Origin of the sequence: Fructobacillus evanidus (assembly GCF_963580165.1) — a bacterium.
Lineage (GTDB): Bacteria > Bacillota > Bacilli > Lactobacillales > Lactobacillaceae > Fructobacillus > Fructobacillus evanidus.
The window spans coordinates 34,124-54,677 of the sequence record NZ_CAUZLM010000001.1 but is presented as its reverse complement, the minus strand read 5'-3'; the positions used below and the strand labels follow the sequence as shown (position 1 = coordinate 54,677).

23 protein-coding genes are annotated in these 20,554 nt (G+C 43.7%); 6 read left to right on the top strand and 17 right to left on the bottom strand.

Annotation, left to right across the window (positions count from 1 at the left end):
* Window positions 1-26 precede the first annotated feature (26 nt).
* Window positions 27-548 carry a PadR family transcriptional regulator gene (locus tag AABI08_RS00300; RefSeq protein WP_338343280.1) on the top strand — a complete coding sequence of 174 codons (522 nt, stop codon included), beginning with the start codon at window positions 27-29 and terminating at the stop codon, window positions 546-548.
* An 88-nt stretch (window positions 549-636) separates the two neighbouring features.
* Here AABI08_RS00300 and AABI08_RS00295 read toward each other — a convergent pair whose 3' ends face one another.
* From AABI08_RS00295 to pepV, 8 genes are all read right to left on the bottom strand, one after another.
* Window positions 637-1,047: a helix-turn-helix transcriptional regulator gene (locus AABI08_RS00295; protein ID WP_338343281.1), complete on the bottom strand. Its 411-nt coding sequence runs from the start codon at window positions 1,045-1,047 to the stop codon at window positions 637-639.
* Window positions 1,048-1,269: 222 nt separating this feature from the next.
* On the bottom strand, window positions 1,270-1,707 hold the full coding sequence (msrB, locus tag AABI08_RS00290; protein ID WP_338343282.1) for a peptide-methionine (R)-S-oxide reductase MsrB: 438 nt from the start codon (window positions 1,705-1,707) through the stop codon (window positions 1,270-1,272).
* Window positions 1,708-1,709: 2 nt separating this feature from the next.
* Window positions 1,710-2,231, bottom strand: a complete 522-nt coding sequence (msrA, locus tag AABI08_RS00285; RefSeq protein WP_059393265.1) for a peptide-methionine (S)-S-oxide reductase MsrA — start codon at window positions 2,229-2,231, stop codon at window positions 1,710-1,712.
* Window positions 2,232-2,304: 73 nt separating this feature from the next.
* Window positions 2,305-2,889 carry a ribosome biogenesis GTP-binding protein YihA/YsxC gene (yihA, locus tag AABI08_RS00280; RefSeq protein ID WP_168778546.1) on the bottom strand — a complete coding sequence of 195 codons (585 nt, stop codon included), beginning with the start codon at window positions 2,887-2,889 and terminating at the stop codon, window positions 2,305-2,307.
* Between the two features lie 2 nt (window positions 2,890-2,891).
* Entirely contained in the window at window positions 2,892-4,145 is a 1,254-nt protein-coding gene (gene clpX / locus AABI08_RS00275; protein WP_338343283.1) for an ATP-dependent Clp protease ATP-binding subunit ClpX, read from the bottom strand.
* Window positions 4,146-4,270: 125 nt separating this feature from the next.
* The gene (gene tig, locus AABI08_RS00270) at window positions 4,271-5,563 is read right to left on the bottom strand and encodes a trigger factor (RefSeq protein WP_338343284.1); all 1,293 of its coding nucleotides are present in this window, start codon (window positions 5,561-5,563) and stop codon (window positions 4,271-4,273) included.
* Between the two features lie 359 nt (window positions 5,564-5,922).
* Entirely contained in the window at window positions 5,923-6,621 is a 699-nt protein-coding gene (locus AABI08_RS00265) for a hypothetical protein (protein ID WP_338343285.1), read from the bottom strand.
* Between the two features lie 211 nt (window positions 6,622-6,832).
* On the bottom strand, window positions 6,833-8,251 hold the full coding sequence (gene pepV, locus AABI08_RS00260; RefSeq protein ID WP_338343286.1) for a dipeptidase PepV: 1,419 nt from the start codon (window positions 8,249-8,251) through the stop codon (window positions 6,833-6,835).
* Between the two features lie 114 nt (window positions 8,252-8,365).
* Between pepV and AABI08_RS00255 the strand changes: the two genes are divergently transcribed.
* Both AABI08_RS00255 and AABI08_RS00250 read left to right on the top strand, forming a co-directional pair.
* The gene (locus AABI08_RS00255; protein ID WP_338343287.1) at window positions 8,366-9,199 is read left to right on the top strand and encodes an NAD(P)H-hydrate dehydratase; all 834 of its coding nucleotides are present in this window, start codon (window positions 8,366-8,368) and stop codon (window positions 9,197-9,199) included.
* 60 nt (window positions 9,200-9,259) lie between these two features.
* Entirely contained in the window at window positions 9,260-10,078 is an 819-nt protein-coding gene (locus tag AABI08_RS00250) for an exodeoxyribonuclease III (protein WP_338343288.1), read from the top strand.
* A 178-nt stretch (window positions 10,079-10,256) separates the two neighbouring features.
* On the opposite strand, the gene AABI08_RS00245 is transcribed toward AABI08_RS00250, so the two are convergent.
* On the bottom strand, window positions 10,257-11,006 hold the full coding sequence (locus tag AABI08_RS00245) for a helix-turn-helix transcriptional regulator (protein WP_338344043.1): 750 nt from the start codon (window positions 11,004-11,006) through the stop codon (window positions 10,257-10,259).
* A gap of 397 nt (window positions 11,007-11,403) precedes the next feature.
* Here AABI08_RS00245 and AABI08_RS00240 point away from each other — a divergent pair, with 397 nt between their 5' ends.
* Entirely contained in the window at window positions 11,404-11,601 is a 198-nt protein-coding gene (locus tag AABI08_RS00240; protein WP_338343290.1) for a hypothetical protein, read from the top strand.
* Between the two features lie 1,001 nt (window positions 11,602-12,602).
* Here AABI08_RS00240 and AABI08_RS08400 read toward each other — a convergent pair.
* The 4 genes from AABI08_RS08400 to tsaE form a co-directional block, all read right to left on the bottom strand.
* Window positions 12,603-12,707, bottom strand: a complete 105-nt coding sequence (locus AABI08_RS08400) for a putative holin-like toxin (protein WP_083994338.1) — start codon at window positions 12,705-12,707, stop codon at window positions 12,603-12,605.
* Between the two features lie 240 nt (window positions 12,708-12,947).
* Window positions 12,948-13,481, bottom strand: a complete 534-nt coding sequence (locus AABI08_RS00235; protein WP_047975703.1) for a 3'-5' exonuclease — start codon at window positions 13,479-13,481, stop codon at window positions 12,948-12,950.
* Entirely contained in the window at window positions 13,481-14,017 is a 537-nt protein-coding gene (locus AABI08_RS00230) for a GNAT family N-acetyltransferase (RefSeq protein ID WP_338343291.1), read from the bottom strand. Before AABI08_RS00230 ends, AABI08_RS00235 begins: the two co-directional genes overlap by 1 nt.
* The gene (gene tsaE / locus AABI08_RS00225; protein ID WP_059393287.1) at window positions 14,014-14,472 is read right to left on the bottom strand and encodes a tRNA (adenosine(37)-N6)-threonylcarbamoyltransferase complex ATPase subunit type 1 TsaE; all 459 of its coding nucleotides are present in this window, start codon (window positions 14,470-14,472) and stop codon (window positions 14,014-14,016) included. Before tsaE ends, AABI08_RS00230 begins: the two co-directional genes overlap by 4 nt.
* Window positions 14,473-14,614: 142 nt before the next feature.
* On the opposite strand from tsaE, the gene budA reads away from it, so the two are divergent.
* Complete coding sequence (budA, locus tag AABI08_RS00220) at window positions 14,615-15,325, top strand: acetolactate decarboxylase (RefSeq protein ID WP_338343292.1); 711 nt, start codon at window positions 14,615-14,617, stop codon at window positions 15,323-15,325.
* A 108-nt stretch (window positions 15,326-15,433) separates the two neighbouring features.
* On the opposite strand, the gene queA is transcribed toward budA, so the two are convergent.
* The 4 genes from queA to murI all read right to left on the bottom strand — a co-directional run bounded on the left by queA (window position 15,434) and on the right by murI (window position 19,277).
* Window positions 15,434-16,495 carry a tRNA preQ1(34) S-adenosylmethionine ribosyltransferase-isomerase QueA gene (gene queA, locus AABI08_RS00215; protein WP_338343293.1) on the bottom strand — a complete coding sequence of 354 codons (1,062 nt, stop codon included), beginning with the start codon at window positions 16,493-16,495 and terminating at the stop codon, window positions 15,434-15,436.
* Window positions 16,496-16,604: 109 nt separating this feature from the next.
* On the bottom strand, window positions 16,605-17,663 hold the full coding sequence (gene ruvB, locus AABI08_RS00210; RefSeq protein ID WP_338343333.1) for a Holliday junction branch migration DNA helicase RuvB: 1,059 nt from the start codon (window positions 17,661-17,663) through the stop codon (window positions 16,605-16,607).
* An 86-nt stretch (window positions 17,664-17,749) separates the two neighbouring features.
* Window positions 17,750-18,364 (bottom strand): XTP/dITP diphosphatase, encoded by a 615-nt coding sequence (locus tag AABI08_RS00205; RefSeq protein WP_338343294.1) that lies wholly within the window; start codon window positions 18,362-18,364, stop codon window positions 17,750-17,752.
* Window positions 18,365-18,443: 79 nt separating this feature from the next.
* Window positions 18,444-19,277: a glutamate racemase gene (murI, locus tag AABI08_RS00200; protein WP_338343295.1), complete on the bottom strand. Its 834-nt coding sequence runs from the start codon at window positions 19,275-19,277 to the stop codon at window positions 18,444-18,446.
* Between the two features lie 97 nt (window positions 19,278-19,374).
* On the opposite strand from murI, the gene AABI08_RS00195 reads away from it, so the two are divergent.
* A complete protein-coding gene (locus tag AABI08_RS00195) occupies window positions 19,375-20,505 on the top strand; it encodes a YslB family protein (RefSeq protein WP_338343296.1) in 1,131 nt (376 codons plus the stop codon).
* The last annotated feature ends 49 nt before the right edge of the window (window positions 20,506-20,554 follow it).

Genomic DNA, 20,554 nt, shown 5'->3' with positions numbered 1-20,554 from the left:
ATACTATATGTTAAGGAGTTCAGGGTTTGAAAGGAAAAGATGTTGTTCTAGGGCTTTTGTTCAAAAAAAATTTAACTGGTTATGAACTCAACGAGTTAATCGAAAAACGTTTAAGCCATTTTTTTGACGGCGGATTTGGTATGATTTATCCTACCTTAAAAAAACTAGAAAAAGATGGATTAGTTTCAAAGGAAACAATAATACAAGAAGGAAAACCTAATAAAAATATCTTTTCAATTACTTCCGAAGGAAAAAAAGAGTTTTTGCAAGCTTTGAAAACTGATCCAGACGAAGACAAACTGAAATCCGACTACTTAATTCGTTTTTATTTTGGCGAATACTTAGACCGTAATACTCTGATTAAAAATACTAAAGAACAGATTATTCGTACCAATGAAAAGCTAAAGTTCCTCACTTCCCAAATAGACGAATGGTCAAAAGATATGACCAAGGAACAATATTTTACCTATGAATACGGTATTAAACACTATACAAGCACACTTGATTTATTAAATAGTGAACTAAAATCCTTAGAAAACAGCTTATAATTCAATACAAAAAGCGGACCGCATATCAAATATGCGGTCCGCTTTTGTTTTGAAAATCATTTTACCTAAAAATAGATGCCAATATCTCTTATTTTTTGCTTACGAGCCAGCCAATCATCCCAATTAAGCCAAATAGAATCCAATAATAGCGTGCCAAAAACTCCCAACCATTATTAATCGGCCGATATTGCCACTCGCGCCAACGGTGGTTTTCGTGCCAGTCTTTGTCAGCCTCATCTTCCTCAAAAAACTTTTTGGCACGGTCCTTCACTGCGCCGGTTAATGTTGATGATTGTTGCTGACCAAATAAAACCTCTTCAACCGGAACGTGAAAATAATCGGCAACTGATTGAATCTTGGCCAAATCAGGTGTGACCTCGCCAGTTTCCCATTTGGAAATTGTTTGTCTGGTGACATACAATTCATTTGCCAAACTTTCCTGGGATAAATTATGTTCTTTTCTCAAAGATAGTAAGTTCTCGTTAAAGGTAAATTTCATTGTGCTTCTCTCTTTCATTTCCATTAACCTCAGTATACTGATTTACCAAGAAAGCACTAGCAAAAGCGATTAGGATTTGCGCAATTTTAACGGGCATTTCGTCAATTATCAAGCGCAATCCTTGCTATGAAAGGCTTTTACCGTCAATTGAGTACGAAAAGGTTCTTCGCGTTCATCAAAAAAACGCCACCCCTCAGGGCAGCGATTTTCTGTCAAACTGATTTAATTAAACAGGTAAGAATACTTACCATAGCCTTCTTTTTCCAAGTCTTCCTTGGGAACAAAGCGCAAGGCTGCAGAATTGATGCAGTAGCGCAATCCGCCTTGCTCAGCTGGTCCATCATTAAAGACGTGACCAAGGTGTGAGTCAGCTTCCCCAGAACGAACTTCTGTCCGCGTCATGCCCAAAGAATTGTCAGTTGATTCATTCAAATCAGCGTCATCAATTCCCTTGGTAAAGGATGGCCAACCACAACCAGAATCATACTTGTCGGTTGATGAAAAAAGTGGCTCACCGGAAACGACATCAACAAAGATGCCGTCGTTCCACCACTGGTCATACTTACCAGTAAAAGCACGTTCAGTGGCCGCATTTTGCGTCACATCGTACTGTTCAGGTGTTAAACGTTGCTTTAATTCTTCTTGATCATACTTTGCCATGACTACTTGTCCCCCCAATACTTTGCTTGATAATCGTGTCGAGGGGCCATCATTGCTGCTTCACGCAATGGGTCCTTCTTATAGAAGTCTTGGTGGTATTCCTCGGCCTCATAAAATGGCTTGGCATCCTCGATTGACGTCAAGATTGGCTTGTCGAATCGACCTGATTCGTTCAATTCTTTCTTCGACTCCTCGGCAATTTGGCGCTGCTCAGGTGAATTAACGAAAATTACTGGGCGGTAAGAATCACCACGATCAGCAAATTGTCCAGTCGCATCAGTTGGGTCAGCTACTTGCCAATAAAGTTCAACCAAGTCCTTGTAAGAGAACTTATCAGGGTCAAACCAAATCTTTACTGCTTCGGTATGCCCGGTAGTATGGGAGCAAACTTCCTCGTAGGTTGGGTTTGCCACGTGGCCACCGGTGTAGCCGGAACGAACTTTTTCGATTCCTGGTAACGAGTCAAATGGCTCGACCATGCACCAAAAACATCCTCCAGCAAAAATTGCTGTATCTTGTGACATTGCAATTACCTCCTACATAACATTGTAAACAGTAACGAAAAATAGTCAATGGTATAGTTGTATTTTTATAAGTTTAAAGTCGGTCTTCAATCCATTGCCAAACTTCATCTTTTCCTGATTTAGTAACGGAAGAGAAAAATTGGAAATCAGAATTTTCATCATCAAAATCAACTGCCTTTTTGATAATTGATTCAGATTGGTTTAATTTCCCACGGGCAATCTTGTCAGACTTAGTTGCGACCAAGAGAACCGGAATATTGTAATATGCCAACCAATTGTACATCATGATGTCCTCTTCACTTGGCTTATGGCGCGCATCAACCAAAGAAATCACACCACGAAGCTGCTTACGAGAACTAATGTAGGTCTCAATCATCTGACCAAAGGCTTCACGCTTCTTTTTGGAAACCTTTGCATAGCCATAACCAGGAACATCAACGAAGTAGAGCTTTCCCTCCACATCATAAAAGTTCAATGTTTGGGTCTTTCCAGGCTGACCGGAAGTCCGAGCAAAGTTTTTACGATTAATCAGGGTGTTCGTCAATGATGACTTGCCGACATTTGACCGACCAACCAAGGCAAATTCCGCCCGACCGTCCGTAGGATATTGGCTTGGTGAAACCGCTGACATCACCATTTCAACGTTATGAACGTCCATACTTAGTCCTTTTCATCTTTCTTCAAAACCAGGTTAGGCGCCTTACCTGACGTTACTGACGCCTTAGTGATCACAACCTTTTCAATATCATCACGACTTGGGATATCAAACATCGTATCCTTCATGACGTTTTCAATGATTGAGCGCAAACCACGGGCACCAGTGCCCCGTTCGATGGCCAAATCAGCCATGGCAGACAAGGCAGCAGGCTGGAATTCCAACTCAACGCCATCCAAGCCAAGCAATGCTTGGTACTGCTTAACCAAGGCGTTCTTTGGTTGCGTCAAAATGTGGGTCAAATCCTCCACCGTCAACTCATCCAAGACCGTGATAATTGGCAAACGACCAATAAATTCTGGAATCAAACCAAACTTTGTCAAATCTTCTGGTTCAACATTCTTCAAAACATTTGGCTTATCCAAAGCCTTGGCCTGATCTGATGTGCTTGAACCAAAGCCGATTACTCGACTTCCCAAACGTTCCTTAATCAACGTATCAAGGCCAGCAAAGGCACCACCAACGATAAAGAGGATGTTGGTGGTATCAACTTGGATTAACTCCTGTTGTGGGTGCTTACGACCACCTTGTGGTGGCACGGAAGCAATCGTTCCTTCCAACATCTTCAGCAAAGCCTGTTGGACTCCTTCACCCGAAACATCACGGGTTATCGAAACGTTTTCTGATTTTTTAGCAATCTTGTCAATTTCATCGACATAGATAATACCACGCTGAGCAGATTCCACATCAAAATCAGCGGCCTGCAAAAGCTTCAGCAGAATGTTTTCAACGTCTTCACCGACATAGCCAGCTTCTGTCAACGTTGTTGCATCCGCAATGGCAAACGGAACCTGCAAAATCTTTGCCAATGATTGGGCTAAATAGGTCTTTCCCGACCCAGTTGGCCCAAGCAAAGCGATGTTTGACTTTTGCAATTCAACATCCGTCGTCTTCAAAGCATTTTCATTCACGCGCTTGTAGTGGTTATAGACCGCCACCGCCAAGGTCTTCTTGGCATCTTCTTGGCCAATCACGTAATCGTTTAGATTTTCAACGATTTCCTTTGGCGTTGGCAAAGTCAACTGCTCAGACTGTTGGTCAACCCGCATCTCTTCTTGGATGATTTGATCAGCCAATGCGATACACTCGTTACAAATATATAATCCATCAGGACCAGCGACTAGCTTCTTGACTTCATCAGCATCCTTACCACAAAAAGAGCAGTGGACTGGAGTGGTTTCATTCGGTGTTTGGACCATAATATCCCCCTCTATATCGTCTTTCTCCGGCATTAGCACTCGCTTGCCGGCTTGTTCAACAAGAACAGCTGCCTAAATCAGTAGGCTATGTAAGAAAAAAAGCCCGACCGGGCTTTTTCACTGGCTTACTTCGCCTTGGCAGATGAAACAATCTTGTCAACGACTGCCTTCATAGCAATGTCGTGCTTCAACAAATCATCTGACAATGATTGCTTAACTTGTTCTTCTGAAATATTGTATTGATCAGCCAATGACTTAACTTCGGCAGCAACTTCATCAGCGCTTGGATCAATCTTTTCGGCCTTAACAATCGCTTCCAAAACCAAGTTTGTCTTAACGCGGTTGTCAGCACCTTCTTCAAATTGCTTGTGGAATGATTCCTGAGTTTGACCAGAAATCTGGAAGAACATTTCTGGTGAAATGCCTTGTTGTTGCAATTGAGCCAAGTATTGTTGCATTTGACGATCAACGTCTTCGTGGATCATCTCTTCTGGCAAGTTGCCACCAACAACTTCAGCGTTGTCAACTGCGGCTTGCACAGCAGCATCTTCAAAAGCATCCTTAGCTGCTTCGTCACGTGCTTCTTGCAAGTTCTTCTTTGTCTTTTCCTTCAATTCAGCCAAAGTGTCAACGTCTTCATCAACGTCCTTGGCGAATTCATCATCCAAATCAGGCAATGACTTGCGCTTGATTTCGTGAAGCTTTACTTCAAACAAAGCTTCCTTACCAGCCAAGTCCTTAGCTTGATATTCTTCAGGGAAAGTAACCTTAACGTCAACATCGTCACCGGCTACATGACCAACCAATTGGTCTTCAAATCCTGGGATAAATGAGCCTGAGCCCAATTCCAAAGAATAATCCTTAGCTTGTCCACCATCGAAGTGGTCGCCGTCAACAGAACCGTCAAAGTCAATGACAACAGTGTCGCCATTTTCAGCCTTTGTGCCGTCTTCTTGCAAAACCAATTCAGCTTGGTTTTCTTGTTGGCGCTTGATTTCAGCATCAACTTCTTCGTCTGATACAGTGGCGTCTTGCTTTTCAACAGACAAACCAGTGTAATCACCCAACTTGATTTCAGGGGCAACGGCTACTTCGGCCTTCATTTGCCAGTCAGCACCCTTGTCCATTGAAACTGGAATGATGTCGGGGCGACCAACAACTGTGATGCCTTGTTCAGCAACAGCTGCGTCATAAGCGGCTGGCAAAACGATATCCATGACGTCTTGGTACAATGCTTCTTCACCAAACTTTTGCATGAACAATGACATTGGTACCTTACCCTTACGGAAACCGGGTACGGCAATTTGGTTCTTGTTCTTGTCAAATGCTGGCTTCAAGGCCTTTTGTACATCAGCTTGAGCAATTGAAAATTCTAGTGTACCGCGGTTTGCGTCCGCAGCAGCTGTCCATTTAGACATGTTAAATCCTCCAAAAATAAGTTCTATATAATTTTAGACCAAATGACTGATTTTATCAAGGCCAGCGGCCAAGTTGCTAACGGCGATTAGCAAGTAATCACAATGATTGATGGGTCACCCGCCACCTTTTACTCAAAAACTAGACCAAAAATATCGTGCATAAATATTTTTTCATCCCCGTTTAACTAGCAAATACCGATTCGCTGGCGGATTCTACTAAATCTTTTTACATAAAAACCACTATTGTTTGATATGAACTCCGAAATTTGGATCAACAAATTTCGAGGTTCATATCAGCTTAGCATAGCGGTTCTTTTTCATTATTTTCATTTTTTGACTAGCTAATGACCTTCTGACCATCATAATTCGACGAACTCACCCTCATCGTCCGCATCCCCGTCGTCAAACAAGTCCAAATTAAAGACACGATTGAATTCTTCCATGTTTTCTGGATAATCGTTACTACCCTCGATAGTCAAGACTTCCAGTCCGCGATTGAAGTAAATACGCACACTCCACTGAGTCCCGTCCATGACGCTTTCATTCACGTACTTTCTCTCCCAGCTACCAACTCGAAGATCTTTCAAAGCCTGGAAAAAATCAGCCTTGGTCATCAATCGCTCACTTTTAAAGTTTAAATCATCAGTTTCTTCCGTCCCCATTTTGACAAAATAACTAGAAGCGATGAGGTCATCCCCAACCACAGTAAAGGTATTATTCTGTTGCCCCCACATATAGTCGCCAGTTATGACTTCCATTTTATCGATTGTCTCAATTTTATGATTAAAGCCAGCTTCACGCAGGTCGACTTCCATTAACGGATAGGACCCACCGTGAGCAATCAGTTCCGCCTTTTTCTCAAGCAGGTGTTCATAAACTTGGTTTGCTTCCATGATTTGCCCGTCAGTCCGTAAAAGCTCTTCTAGTGCAAAACCGATGAGTCCCCGCCGTGATTGGCGTATTTTTTGCCAGTAGTCTTGGGTTTCTTCAATCTCGCCAACAAGTTCATCGTTCTCGTGGCGATGGCTATATTCGTGAAAAAAGTCTTCTGCTTTCATCTCTCTAACTCCCCTAATTCTCTCTGAATCGAATTAGGTACATTATATGAAAATCAAAAAACATGCCTTTTAATTTTCAAATGTAAAGCGGTTACATTTCAAAGACAATTATTATTCCCCAAAATAAAAAAGCCAGACAACAGTCTGGCTTTGATGCATATCATCCCTAAAAAATATTTAACTTTCAGAGCATGCATCACTTTACTGATTTTTATTCGGGCAAATTAGCTAAGTCAACGATGGCTTGACCATAGATTCCCATTGAACGGACAAGGTCATCAACCAAGGCAAATTCGCCAACTTGGTGCATCGTATCTGGTGAATCGGGGAACAAAGCCCCAAAGGCAACCCCGCGCTTCATCAAACGACCGTAAGTCCCACCACCAATCACTTGATCGTGTGCTTCTAGGCCAGTTTGCTCGTGGTAAATGTTCAACAAAGTTTTGACAACTGGATCCTCAGGTGAAACGTAGTGTGGCACTTGTGCATGGCCACCAATCTTGGCTGAGTAGTCCCAGGCTGGCATTGCCTTTGCTAACTTTTCCTCGATAAATTCTGGTTCGATTCCCTTTGGATAACGGAAGTTAAAGTTGATGTAAACGCCCTTTTCCAAATCGAACTTTTGAATTCCAACGTTCATTGACAAGGCACCCATCACATCGTCAACATGGTTGACACCTAATTTTTGACCAGTTGGATCATCGTGTGACAAGTCACCCAAGTAAGCAAGGAAGTGCGCAGCTGTGCCACCAAAGTCATATTGCTTCAAGAATTTTGCCAAGTAAGTTCCGGCGTTCTCACCCGTTTCAGGCAAAGAACCGTGGACTTGCTTACCAAAGACTTCAAAGGACAATTGGTCGCCGTCTGTTGTCACCGTTCCAGACACCTGAGGATTATCAGTCAAGAAGGCTGCAAAATCAGCTTCAACCTGGTCAGCAGCAAGACCTGATACGGCAGCGCGAGCAACACCTGGCACCATGTTCGTCCGAATTCCTGATTCAAACGAAAGCAACTGAGCATCATCCCCGTTAGTTGCTGGTGAAGTGATGTTCACCTGCAAGTTTCCCTTTTCACCGTTAATAATTGGGTATTCGGCATCAGGGGAGAAACCAAAGGCTGGTGCTGGTTCAACTTCGAAATAGCGCGTCATCCCCGTCCAATCGTTTTCTTCATCAGTACCGAAAATCAAGCGAACGCGACGCTTCAATGGCAAGTCCAGATCACGAATCATCTTAAAGCCGTAATAGGCAGCCAAGCCGGGTCCCTTATCATCAGAAGCCCCACGGGCAATCACCTTACCGTCTTCAATGACGGGATCAAAAGGATCCGTTTCCCAACCTTCACCAGCAGGCATAACGTCTACGTGAGAAAGCAAGGCAACGTACTCATCGGCATCCTTGGGACCGATTTCGATGTAACCAACCAAGTTATCAATGTTCTTGGTCGTGAAGCCATCGCGGTCGGCCAAGGCCAAAATGTGAACTAACGCATCCTTTGGACCGGGTCCCAACGGTGCATCCGCCGTCTTCTTGCTATCGTCACGAACAGAAGGAATTTTCAAAAACTCCTTCAAATCAGCCAAGTAAGGCTGTTCTTCTTCCTTAGCTTTTGCCTGCCAATCAATCATCAAAGACCTCCTTGTGGGAAGGGACCGAAGTCGCTCTCACCTTTTTCATTATTTTCTCATTAAGTTATTTTCATTATACACATCTTAGGCGTAAAATGCTTAGCAGAGAGGTGAAAAATGATTAAATTAACTGAGAAAATCGTGCAAGAAGTGATTCAAGTTCGACCACGCCAATCGCATAAGGGCACTTTCGGCAAAATTTTAATCGTCGCGGGTAACCAAGACCTAGGCGGGGCAGCCATCATGAATGCCGAAGCCGCCATTTACGGTGGTGCTGGTTTGGTCACGGTGGCCACCGACCCCGTTAATAAAACCGCCCTCCACGCCCGCTTGCCAGAGGCCATGGTCGTTGACTATCATCAAGACCTATCGGATTTAATTGCCGGCGTGGACGTCGTCCTCATTGGTTCTGGTTTAGGAAATGAATTAACCATTTTAAAGCAGGTCCTAAAAGAACTCACCGACAAGCATAAGGTGATTTTGGATGGGTCAGCCTTGACCATGATGGCACAGGAAAATCTGCCCCTACCACAGGGCCAAATCATCTTAACGCCCCATCAAATGGAGTGGCAACGTTTTGGCCAAGTCGCCATCGCTGACCAAGCAAAAGAAGACAATAATTGGGAGGCCCTTGTTGCCATGAATCCTGAACCAATTTTGGTTTTGAAGTCTGACCAGACTCAGGTATACTTGGAAAATGAGCTTTACCAACTGACGGTCGGTGGCCCCTACCAGGCAACTGGCGGCATGGGCGATACGCTAGCCGGCATCATTGCGGCATTTGTAGCTCAATTTCAAGACACAAATAGAGCCGTTTTGGCAGCCGTCTACAGTCATTCAGCAATTGCAGAGCGTTTGGCGGACACGGCCTACGTCACCTTACCAACCGAAATTGCTAAGGCCCTCCCGGCCTTCATGAAAGAAATGGCGGACCAAACCCCAACGCTCTAACCAGCATTTACCAAAGTGGGTTTACTCTCAACTAAAATCAGCAAAGGATACTGAGACATAATGAAATTTATTTCGTGGAATATCGACTCCATTAACGCCGCTGTCGAACACAGTTCAGATCGTGGCAAGATGACCTGGGGCGTTTTATCTGATTTGGCTGCGCAAAAGCCAGACGTTCTCGCCATCCAGGAAACGAAACTCAAGGACTCCGGCTTAACTAAAAAACACCTAGCCGCCTTGACTGAACTCTTCCCGGATTATCACTTTTACACCAACTCATCAACAGCCAGAAAGTCTTACGCTGGTACCATGATGATTGCTAAAGAAGAACCAGTTGCCGTTGACTACCCAACGATTGGCGCCCCTGGTGAAATGGACCAAGAAGGACGGATTGTCACCCTTGAATACAAAGACTTCTTTGTTTCCACGGTCTACACCCCCAATGCCGGTTCAAAATTAGACCGGCTTGAGGACCGTCAGGCATGGGATGATGCCTATCGGGCCTATATTGATGGTTTGAATGAAAAAAAGCCCGTCATCTTTTCCGGTGACTTTAACGTTGCCCACGAAGAAATTGACCTGAAGCATCCAAGCACCAACCACCATTCCGCTGGCTTTACAGACGAGGAACGCGAAAAGTTTACCTTGTTGCTGGATGCCGGTTACACCGATACCCTGCGCGCCAAGAACCCTGGACAAGCAGATATCTATACATGGTGGGCACAGCGAGTTAAAACATCTAAGATTAATAACTCTGGTTGGCGGATTGACTATTACTTAGTTTCAAACCGGATTGCCAGTCAGGTTCAAGATATCAAGGTTGTTGATACCGGTGCCAGACAGGATCATGCTCCAATTGAGCTGACCATCGACTTATAGCAAATAAAGCCCTCGTCGGTGAGATAACTCACTGGTGAGGGCTTTTATCAAAAATAAGTTATTCTTCTAAAAATGGACAAGATGCACTTTGATGAAGAACAACTATATCGCTTAGAAAAATTTAATAACAAGGGGGCCGCTACTGTTTATTCGCATAACGTCCCCCCCTTTTGTAATGTTAATTGTTATTTATTGTTCGAATTGTATCAGTGAGGTGCACTTTCTTTTCCAAATCCTTTTGAAAATTAGAATCATCGCTCGCACCTATTTTGGATGTTTCTTGTTGATATTTTTCAAAAGCCTCAAGGTCTCCTCGAACAAGCGTGCTAACTTCGCTTGCAGGAACAATTCGGCTTATTTTGACATAACTGCCCTTATGATAAGCCATCACATAAGGTTTCACAACACCAGGATTTTCACCAGTTGATAGCGTTAACTTTGTCCAAGAGGTTCCCATTTCATTATCAGAATACCAAGCCGTCCATTCACGATAGCTTTTTTCTGATGTTAAATCTGGAATTTTTGTATAGGATACTTGATACGTCAAAAAAGGATTCCAACGATCAATAGTAGCAATTCCCTTTGAATAGCCAAAAATCAGTACACCAATCCAAGCGCAAAAGAACACAAAAATCGTTGCCAATGTAATTGTCAATTTTTTATAGCGTGTTTTTAACTTTACATCCCGATCAATTGTCGTCGCCATATCTTGCTTATTTTTCATTGTGTTTTCTTCTCCAAACATAATTTGTTCGAAAGACACATCAAACAAAACACAAATGCTTCTCAAAATTTCCAAACTAGGATAATTTTTCCCATTTTCCCAGGTCGACACCGTTTGGCGACTGACGTGTAGAATATCAGCTAATTCTTGCTGAGTCATTTTCTTACTTTGACGAAGTCTTTTAATATCTTGCTCGAAACTCATGTCTTTCACCTTTAATTTAGAGAATTTACTCTTATAAGACTAGCAAGAAAGACTATCATTCGTAAAGCAAGTTATACTTGCGCCATGGCTATTAGTGTCCTTCTGTTATATTCGTCAGCAAATATAGTGACTTCTTTTTTTGATATAATTAAGTGATAATCAAAGAAAAGAGGAAGTATGAAAAAAGTATTATCTTACATCAATTGGAGTGCTGCTGTGGCACTCGCCTTGCATGCTTTAATTACTAATTTCATTTGGCACGTCAATTGGATTTTATCAATCGTACTCTTTATCATCCTATTTGCCTTGTCCGAAAGTATATTCCAATACATCCAAAAAAGTCTCATCAAAATTCACAGAAATAATTTTTATTCAGAAAGAATGGAGAGAAAAAAGCATGACTGAACAACAAATACTAAAGTTCTGTAAAATTGTCATGATACCTATATTAATTGCTGAACTCTATTGGCTATTTTTTGATTTCGTATCAGAAGGTTTTTGGGGTGCTGTTATTCCATTTTCAGCAGTCATTTCGAACTGTTTTTTACTTTCAGCGGTCTTTGGAAAAAAATCTAATGATGATTCTCAAAGATAATTTTTATTCAGAAAGTGTAGACTGGAGAGAATTTTGAAACAATATTTGAAGAAAAACTTTTTATTTTATTTGATGAGTACAACTGTGTGCTATGTGCTTACTTTTTTTGTGCTTAAGATAATTAATTTTGGATTGATCAAGAGTATTTTAGCGATAGTAGTGTATTTTTTTGTTTCATTATTAATGGGTTATTATTTAGATAAACACGCTCACAAAGAGTCTCATCAAAGATAATTTCACAAAATAATAATAGCTCTAGCAAGCATTTCCGAGAGCCATACCAATTCTTTTTAGCTAAATTCACAATAATCAATTTCACAAAAGCCCACAATCCTGATATTCACCAGGTTATGGGCTTTTACTTTTTATAAGACACGTTATATCAACTGGTTATATTATTAGATAACGTTCTTTCATTTTATCTTCAACGGTGTATCTAGCATCTAAAACACCATGCTTTTTTAAATTGAATTAGCATTAACATATTAACTAATCAACCTATTGTAATACGATAAAATTTTTATTGTATAGCTTCTTACTTATCAGCATCCTAATTCTTTCATGCTGTTTCAGAATAACTTAAAAACTGCTATATCGTAATTTATATCATTTTTTCTATATATCACCGAATGTACTAATAGTTCATTAGCCTTTTTTCTACAAGTGATATAATAGAGGCATAAGAAAAGCGGTGTTATTTGAGCAACACCGCTTCACTAGCAAACCCGTTAAACGGTGGCTAGCCTTTATATCATTAAATAACCATCGGCTCGCGAAAGATTAGATGGTTATTTTTTTTGACCTAATTTAACGAGATCAATATTTTTTCTAATTATTCAAACTGCGTTAGTAATTCATTAGTCTTTTTTTCTATAAGTGATATAATGAGGGCATAAGAAAAGCGGTGCTGTTTGAGCAACACCGCTTTACTAGCAAACCCGTTAAACGGTGGCTAGCCTGTAAATGATTAAATAACCATCAACTGGCTAAAGTTGGGATGGTTATTTTTTTTGACCTAATTTAACGAGATCAATAACAATGCCGATGAGCGTTAGAACAAACATTCCAAACGCCCACAACAATGTTAAGACATCCACTACGGACATCAGGCTTCTCCTTTCCTAGGATGCTGGGGGTTATGATTTTAAAACCATAGGCACCACCACCTTTCCAGGATAGCCAGGATAGCCACCATCTTCACTTGTTTGCATACCGATATTATAGCATAAACGCCTCAACCATGCGGTTTACAGCAGTACTGACTAGTTAAACGATTCATTGAAAAATGTATTTAAAGAACAATATTACGCCGTTAATATCCTCTTGAAAAGCACAATCAACACACTTTATTTATTACGAACATACTCTTTTAGGACCTGATTTCCAAAAAGTTCACTTTGATAAATCAGAATCTCCGCACAGGCCAAAGAATCCTCCAGCGCATTATGGTGGTGATCCAAACGAATGTTCAAAGCGGCAGAAACCGTGTTGAGCTTATGGTTTTGTAAATCAGGCAAGAGCCGGCGCGAGGTTTGCACAGTATCCAACAGTTGGTAATGAGCTTCCGGCAGACCATAATAGTCTAGGCAAGCCCGTAAAACTGAAGCATCAAAATTAGCGTTATGCGCCACCACGAGTTTTTCCTCAGTAAATAATGGCGCAATCGTTGGCCAAATTTCTGCAAATGTGGGCGCATTGACAACGTCCTTTGGATAAATGCCATGAATTTGCGAATTCCGCGCTGAAAACGGTGTTGGTGGCTTAATCAAGGAATAAAATTGATCCACCACCTGGTTGTCACGCACGACAACCAAGGCAAGTGAAACAGCCGAATGACGCTGGTTATTGGCTGTTTCAAAATCAAAAGCGACAAAATTCATTAGAACAGTAACTCCATTTTTACTAGGTTTGCTTGGCGGCCGGACCGTAGTTCAATTGGCTCCGGTTCTTCACCGACTTCCGTGAAACCAAGCTTTTTATACAAGTGACGAGCAACCTGATTTTCCAGGTCAACATCGAGCCAAAGACGATCATAACCGGCTTCTTCGGCCCAAACAACCATTGCTGCCAGCGTTGATTGACCCAGTCCGTGGCCCTGAAAGGCTGCCAAAATTGCCAAGCCAACTTCCCCATCGGCAATTGAAGCAATGCCAATGGCAACTGCGTCACTGTCTTCTTCATGGCCCAATGGCTTGGCCCAAATCAACCAAGTCTTGTTGGGCAGGTCATCGTGTTTCAAATCAGCTTCTGCAACTGACGATTGATCAGACGCTGCTAATGAATCACGAACTTCCGCTAATTCGAAAGTATCCGATTCCTGTTTGAGCTGCGCCAGCAAATCTTGGGCAGCCTGAGCCTGCTGGAGGTCCAAGCCAAGCATTGAGTACTCATAGTGGTCAAATTGTGCTGCAATCATCCGTGTAAGTCCTCCTCAATTTGAGCGGCTTGGCCCAACCCCCGAACCACAATTTCACGGTCAGAGTCTGCGCCCGCCATGCGGGTAAAGGTCATTTCTAAGCGATCATTTGGTAACAAATCCGCCATGTACTGAGGCCACTCAATCAAAGTGACGCCATCAGTGCCCAAATAATCTTCGAATCCCTGGTCGGCTGCCCCCATATTTTCAAGACGATAAGCGTCGAAATGATACAGTGGAATTCGCCCTTCCTCATAGGTATTCAAAATATTAAAAGTCGGGCTTTTTACCCGACTCGTAATTCCTAAGGCCTTAGCCAGTCCCTGAGTAAAGGTCGTCTTACCGGCGCCTAGGTCTCCTTGGAGGGTCACCACCAGGCCGGGGTAAACGAGCTTGGCTAATTGCTCAGCCAACGCCTGGGTTTCTTTTGGATTGTTCGTCTGATAGCTTTTCATATTCCATATTATAACACTGTCATTTGGCTGAGCACTGGGCACTTTGCTGGTTTTTTGTCCTGATTTTAAAAATTTCTTGTCAGTCCCCCAGTCGATAGGAGTACAATGAAAATAATCAAAAGAATTGAGAGGATTTTTACGAATGTCAAAAACAACTTTATTCCAAGTTGGCACGATGCAGCTACTCGCTAACAGCCTCTTAGACGGGACAATGTCCATCCACGACCTCCTGCAACACGGTGATTTTGGAATCGGCACAGGCCAGGGTCTAGATGGCGAACTGATTATCTTAGATGGGAAAGCCTACCATACCTTGGTTTCTGGCGAATCTGAAGTACCGGACGAAAATTTCAGCTCCCCATTTGCAGCCGCTCACCACGGTGATTTCAAAGATTTTGGAACAGCGGAAAATGCTGATTTGGAAGCCGTTTTACAAGACACCATCGACAAGTTACAAGCGCAAAATCAGTTTGCGGCTTTCTTGATTGAAGGCGAATTCGAAACCATGACCACTCGCTCGGCTGCGGGTAGCCAAAAGCCATACCCATCCCTAACCGAAGCCGCCGAAAAGCAACAGGTCTTTCACGGTTCAAAAGTTAAGGGCCGTCTTCTTTCCTATTACGCACCAGCTATTTACCAGGGCGTAACCGTAGCCGGCTTCCACTCTCACTTCCTTTCCGATGACCATGACCTTTCTGGCCACGTTTTGACCGGAAAAGTTTTGTCAGCCACCGTTAAGGTGCAAAAGTTCGATACCATCGAACAGGTCTTGCCAACCGAAAACCCTGATTTTAAGGCTGCTGATTTAACCGACTTATCAATGGTTCACAAAGCCATTGAAGCGGCTGAATAAGTTTCCTGAAAGACATTTAAATCAACAAAAAAGCAGTTGCCGTAGTGATTCTCAAAATTTGGACAAACAAATTTCGGGGCTCACATCAATGGTAGCTGCTTTTTTATTTTACTTATGAATAAACATCGCATCCCCAAAGGAGAAGAACCGGTACTTGGCCTCAACCGCATGGTGATAGGCATTCAAAATGTTCTCGCGGCCGGTAAAGGCTGCCACCAACATCACCAAGGTTGACTTTGGCAAATGAAAATTAGTGATAAAGGCATCAACAACTCGCCACTTGTAACCAGGCTTAATAAAGATTTCCGTCCAACCAGAATCGGCCTGAAGTTGCCCATCAAATTTCGAACCAATTGTCTCCAACGTTCGAATTGACGTCGTTCCAGTAGCAACAATCCGGCCACCCTGCTCACGGACCTTATTCAACGTGTCCGCCGCTTCTGCACTCAATTGATAAAATTCAGAATGCATCTGGTGGTCTTCAATGTTTTCTTCTTCCACTGGTCGGAAGGTTCCCAGACCAACGTGCAAGGTCAGTTCCACCAACTCAACGCCCTTATCAGCAACCTTTTGCAGCAATTCTGGTGTCCAGTGCAGTCCGGCAGTTGGTGCAGCGGCTGAACCATCCACCTTGGAATAAACCGTTTGATACCGTTCTTGGTCTGCCAATTTTTCCTTAATATATGGTGGCAAAGGCATTTCACCCAACTCGTTCAAGCGTTCCATAAAAATGCCATCATAAGAAAATTCAACATAGCGACCACCGTGTTCTAATTCGCCAACAATTGTTGCCGTCATCACGGGGTTTTGAGGGTCATCTCCGAAAATGATTGTTGAGCCAATTGGTGACTTTTTAGCTGGCTTTACCAACGTTTCCCAAACATCCCCATGGTCTTGGCGCAATAGTAGAACTTCGGCATGGCCACCAGTCTCCGGACGAATTCCGTGTAACCGGGCTGGCAAAACTCGTGAATTATTCATCACCAAAGCATCGCCTGGGTTCAAATAGTCCAAAATGTCATAAAAGTGCCGGTCCTCATAGGCCCCAGTTTCGGCATTCAGCACTAAGAGACGAGAAGTATCGCGCTCCTTTAAGGGTGTTTGCGCAATTAATTCTTGGGGCAAGTCATAGTCAAAATCTGATAATTGGTAATGTTTTTCTTCTGTCATAAATCTCTTTTAAATTCTTTTATTCAACAGCCAGCAGGCTGTTAGTGTTTATGCTTTCGAGCAAAGAATCGCCCTAGTTGGGATACTTAGCCAGTTAAGGACGATCAAATCAGTCCCTTGGTTCAGGAACCGACCGGCCCAAATGTTGGTAGGCCGCTTCCGTCACCACCCGACCTCTTGGAGTCCGGCGAATAAAGCCTAATTGCAACAGGTAAGGCTCCACCATCGATTCCAACGTATCGGCTTCTTCCCCGATATTAGCAGCAATGGTCGCAAGGCCCACCGGACCACCATGATAAAAATCGATCATAGCATTTAGTAACTTGTGGTCGGTATCATCGAGGCCCTTTTGATCAACGCGCAACTTATCTAAGGCTGTTTCCACCAAATCCGTATCAATTGCTTCTTTTCCGGCAACTTGGGCGAAGTCGCGCACCCGCTTCAACAACCGGTTGGCAATTCGCGGTGTTCCTCGTGACCGGGAGGCCACGGCATAGGCGCCGTCCTTTGTGATGGGTGCCTCGAAAATATCGGCCGTCCGAATCACAATCTGCTGCAAGTCTGCTGGCTGATAGTATTCAAGGGAGTTAATAATCCCAAAGCGGTCACGCAAAGGCTTAGACAGCATCCCCGGCCTAGTCGTCGCACCCACTAGGGTAAAGGGTGGCAAAGGAAAATGAACGGCTCTGGCAGTCGGCCCCTGCCCGACCATGATATCGATAAAATAATCCTCCATGGCGGAATACAGCATTTCCTCAATCGCCGTTGGTAGACGGTGAATTTCATCAATAAAAAGCACATCCCCTGGTTCCAGACCATTAAGCAGGGCGACTAAATCGCCACCCTTTTCAATTGCCGGACCAGAGGCTGTCTTCAGATGCACGCCTAGTTCATTAGCAATAATCATTGCTAACGTTGTCTTTCCTAACCCTGGCGGTCCGAAAAGCAGAACGTGGTCAAGGGCTTCTTCACGCATTTTAGCAGCTTGAAGGTAAACCGCTAGTTCCTCTTTTAATGGCTGTTGACCAATATATTCGCGCAAGTACTTGGGTCGCAGGGAAAGCTCATCTTGCTGATCCCTAGCGTTCTCTGCTGCATCACGCAGCAATGCGTCCGTCTCATTTTGGCCTTCAAACCAAGTATTAAATTGTGGGCTTTCATCAGTCATATCATTACTATTATAGCGCATTTGCCCGCCTCCTTTCTGCTTGCTTGGCAAAATAAAAGACGGCCAATTCTGGTCGTCTTGTCAAATCAAAGACCTGACTGATTTAGCCAATCCGGTAGTGCCTTGACCAACTTGTCTAAAGCCCGACCTCGGTGTGAAATCAGGTTCTTCTCCACCACCGTTAATTGGGCAAATGTTTTTTGCAATGGCTCGTAATAAAAGATTGGGTCGTAACCAAACTTGTTGTCGCCAATCTCTGTTTCCGTAATTTGACCGTCAACATGGCCACTAACAACCAAAGGTTCTTTACCAGGACCAACCAGTTCAAGTACGGTCGTGAATTGTGCCTGCCGATCCTGTCCTGATTTTCCAGCTAACTTAGCCAAAACCTTGGCATTATTGGCATCATCATCGTGGTCGCCTGCATAGCGAGCCGAATAAACTCCTGGCTCGCCGTTTAAGGCTGCAATCGTTAACCCGGAATCATCAGCCATGATATAGTCATCTGGATAGACGGCCGCTAGAGCAGCCGTCTTTTTATGAACATTTTCGGCAAAGGTTGTGCCGTCTTCAATAATTTCAGGGACCTCATCCAAGTCTTTTAAAGACAAAATATCCCAGCCCAAATCGAGCTTGGCCAATGCCTCCTTTATTTCTTGCACTTTATGGGCGTTGCCAGTTGCGATAATTAAGCGCGTCATCGTTACTCCTTCTTTTAGAAATCAGGGTTACTCTTCTTGCCAGGTGAGCACCTGACTGCTGGTCACTAACTCACTGCAATCAATCTGTTGCCGGTAAATTAAGATGGGTAAAATGCCAATCGTGTTTTGATCCCAACCATTGCTCGGCAATCGTTGAAAAAGTTGAGACCGGTCCAGTTGTGTATAGTTGGTACTGTTTGTTTTCTGGACGAGCGGCCGTGTCGCTGTCAGCCAACAAGTCCTGTTCCTTCAGGATAGTCGCTAATTTTTGCGCCGTGGCAACACCAGGATCAACTAGAGTTACCTCTGGCAGGGCCTGTTGAATGACATCTGCCAATAGCGGAAAGTGCGTACAGCCAAGCACCAACGTGTCGATACCCGCCTCTTTGAGGGGCTGCAGATGGTCTTTAACGATTTCTGCCACCTCGGCATCTTGATAGCGGTTTTGTTCAACGAATTGAACAAAGTCAGGTTCTGCTTGTGCAAAGACCTGACTACCCGGCGCCGCTTCCTGAATTTCGGCCTGATACTGACCCGAATCCACGGTTCCCTCGGTCGCAATAACACCGATTTTCTTCGTCTTGCTAGCCAAAACTGCTGACTGAACACCGGAATCAATCACACCGATGACCGGGATAGCTAAGTCTTCTTGTAAGCCAGGTAAAGCGCAGGCAGTTGCCGTATTGCAAGCAATCACCAGCGCCTTAATGTCATGATTTCCAATTAAATAGTCGGCAATTTGTCTGGTAAAATCAGCAACTTCCTCTGGTTCACGAGGACCATAAGGCATTCGTGCTGTATCGCCAACATAAACGATGGCTTCTGCTGGCATGGATTGGACAGCGGCTTTTAAGACGGTTAAGCCGCCAATGCCAGAGTCCATCATGCCAATTGTTTTTGTATTTTTCTTCATAATAGTCTTATTATCTTCCCTTCAAAACAAATTGCAAGCCTTTGCCCCCGTTTAATCTCTCTTTTGCTATAATAACGGAAGAAAGGAATCTTTACTTATGTCAAATGCTCATTCTCAATCAAATAACGGTACCAATCAGACCGTTAGTGCCTTTGCTCCACTGCTCTTACGTGATGCCCTTTTGGCCAATATCTTAACGGATGATTATGCCAACATTACCTACTGGGCCGGAAAAGAATTGGCCCGACAGTTCCCCGTGGAAACGAGTGCTGATTTACCAGCCTTCTTTGAAAAGGCTGCTTTTGGTGATTTAACCATCAAATACCAAAGCGGTGACCAACAGCAATGGCTTCTTTCTGGTGCCATGGTAGAAGACCGATTGGCAACGAACCACCAAGCTGATTTTTCATTGGAAACTGGCTTCTTAGCGCAACAGCTGGAGTTGCAAGAAGAAGTTGTGGCGGAAGGAACCTTCCAAGTTTCTGCTCGACAACAGACAGTAACAGTAACGATTTTGACAGATATGTCTCACAAGATTAGCTCTTTGACCTCTTCTGAACAGGTTGCCCTCCGTGACCGGTTCTTAGACCAAGGTGAAGAAATCGCCACTGAAGACATTGATAACCCTGAAGCACTCACCGTTAATCGCCAAAGCGTACCGGTTGATGAACCAGCAATTCAAATCAGTGAAGTTGACCAAGCCACATCAGAAGCGCCCGTCGAAGTTGAGCCAGCAGAATCTGCGGCGCCAGTTGAGGCGGAGCCAACAACATCGGCGGCTTCAGTGGAAACTAACTCAGCAGTATCTACAGCACCAATTGAGGAGGCAGAACCAACAACATCGGCGGCTTCCACAAAAACTGAGTCAGCATCTTCCACATCTTCAGCTGAAGATGCACCAGTGGCATCTGCCAGCACCGCTGACACTGAGTCGGTCACTAAACAAAGTCAGAGCAAAAAAAGCGCCTTTTCATTCTTCCGACCAAAGAAGAACCAAGCAGAATCAACTGCCCCTGCCTTAACAGACCAAGAACAACAAGAAGCAACCGCTCCTGCACCTGAAAGTCAAAGTGCGACAGTGGTCACAGAATCAACTAGCGAGCCAACCGACAGCCAGATAGCCGATACGCTTTCACTTGAGCAATCGATTACCAATTCACTGTTGGCCTTCGGACAAGAACGGCGCCAAAAGCTTGATCAAAAAGACGATTCAAGCTTGAACAAATAAAGCACTAATCGAGACAAAGAAAAGAACAGCAGCCCCACAATTTTGCGGG

Coding starts and splice junctions, on each gene's coding strand:
- AABI08_RS00295 (WP_338343281.1), bottom strand. CDS start 1,047: ATGAAATTTACCTTTAACGAGAACTTACTATCTTTGAGAAAAGAACAT.
- msrB (WP_338343282.1), bottom strand. CDS start 1,707: ATGGCAAAGTATGATCAAGAAGAATTAAAGCAACGTTTAACACCTGAA.
- msrA (WP_059393265.1), bottom strand. CDS start 2,231: ATGTCACAAGATACAGCAATTTTTGCTGGAGGATGTTTTTGGTGCATG.
- yihA (WP_168778546.1), bottom strand. CDS start 2,889: ATGGACGTTCATAACGTTGAAATGGTGATGTCAGCGGTTTCACCAAGC.
- clpX (WP_338343283.1), bottom strand. CDS start 4,145: ATGGTCCAAACACCGAATGAAACCACTCCAGTCCACTGCTCTTTTTGT.
- tig (WP_338343284.1), bottom strand. CDS start 5,563: ATGTCTAAATGGACAGCTGCTGCGGACGCAAACCGCGGTACACTAGAA.
- AABI08_RS00265 (WP_338343285.1), bottom strand. CDS start 6,621: ATGAAAGCAGAAGACTTTTTTCACGAATATAGCCATCGCCACGAGAAC.
- AABI08_RS00255 (WP_338343287.1), top strand. CDS start 8,366: ATGATTAAATTAACTGAGAAAATCGTGCAAGAAGTGATTCAAGTTCGA.
- AABI08_RS00250 (WP_338343288.1), top strand. CDS start 9,260: ATGAAATTTATTTCGTGGAATATCGACTCCATTAACGCCGCTGTCGAA.
- AABI08_RS00245 (WP_338344043.1), bottom strand. CDS start 11,006: ATGAGTTTCGAGCAAGATATTAAAAGACTTCGTCAAAGTAAGAAAATG.
- AABI08_RS00240 (WP_338343290.1), top strand. CDS start 11,404: ATGACTGAACAACAAATACTAAAGTTCTGTAAAATTGTCATGATACCT.
- AABI08_RS08400 (WP_083994338.1), bottom strand. CDS start 12,707: ATGTCCGTAGTGGATGTCTTAACATTGTTGTGGGCGTTTGGAATGTTT.
- AABI08_RS00235 (WP_047975703.1), bottom strand. CDS start 13,481: ATGAATTTTGTCGCTTTTGATTTTGAAACAGCCAATAACCAGCGTCAT.
- AABI08_RS00230 (WP_338343291.1), bottom strand. CDS start 14,017: ATGATTGCAGCACAATTTGACCACTATGAGTACTCAATGCTTGGCTTG.
- tsaE (WP_059393287.1), bottom strand. CDS start 14,472: ATGAAAAGCTATCAGACGAACAATCCAAAAGAAACCCAGGCGTTGGCT.
- budA (WP_338343292.1), top strand. CDS start 14,615: ATGTCAAAAACAACTTTATTCCAAGTTGGCACGATGCAGCTACTCGCT.
- queA (WP_338343293.1), bottom strand. CDS start 16,495: ATGACAGAAGAAAAACATTACCAATTATCAGATTTTGACTATGACTTG.
- ruvB (WP_338343333.1), bottom strand. CDS start 17,663: ATGACTGATGAAAGCCCACAATTTAATACTTGGTTTGAAGGCCAAAAT.
- AABI08_RS00205 (WP_338343294.1), bottom strand. CDS start 18,364: ATGACGCGCTTAATTATCGCAACTGGCAACGCCCATAAAGTGCAAGAA.
- murI (WP_338343295.1), bottom strand. CDS start 19,277: ATGAAGAAAAATACAAAAACAATTGGCATGATGGACTCTGGCATTGGC.
- AABI08_RS00195 (WP_338343296.1), top strand. CDS start 19,375: ATGTCAAATGCTCATTCTCAATCAAATAACGGTACCAATCAGACCGTT.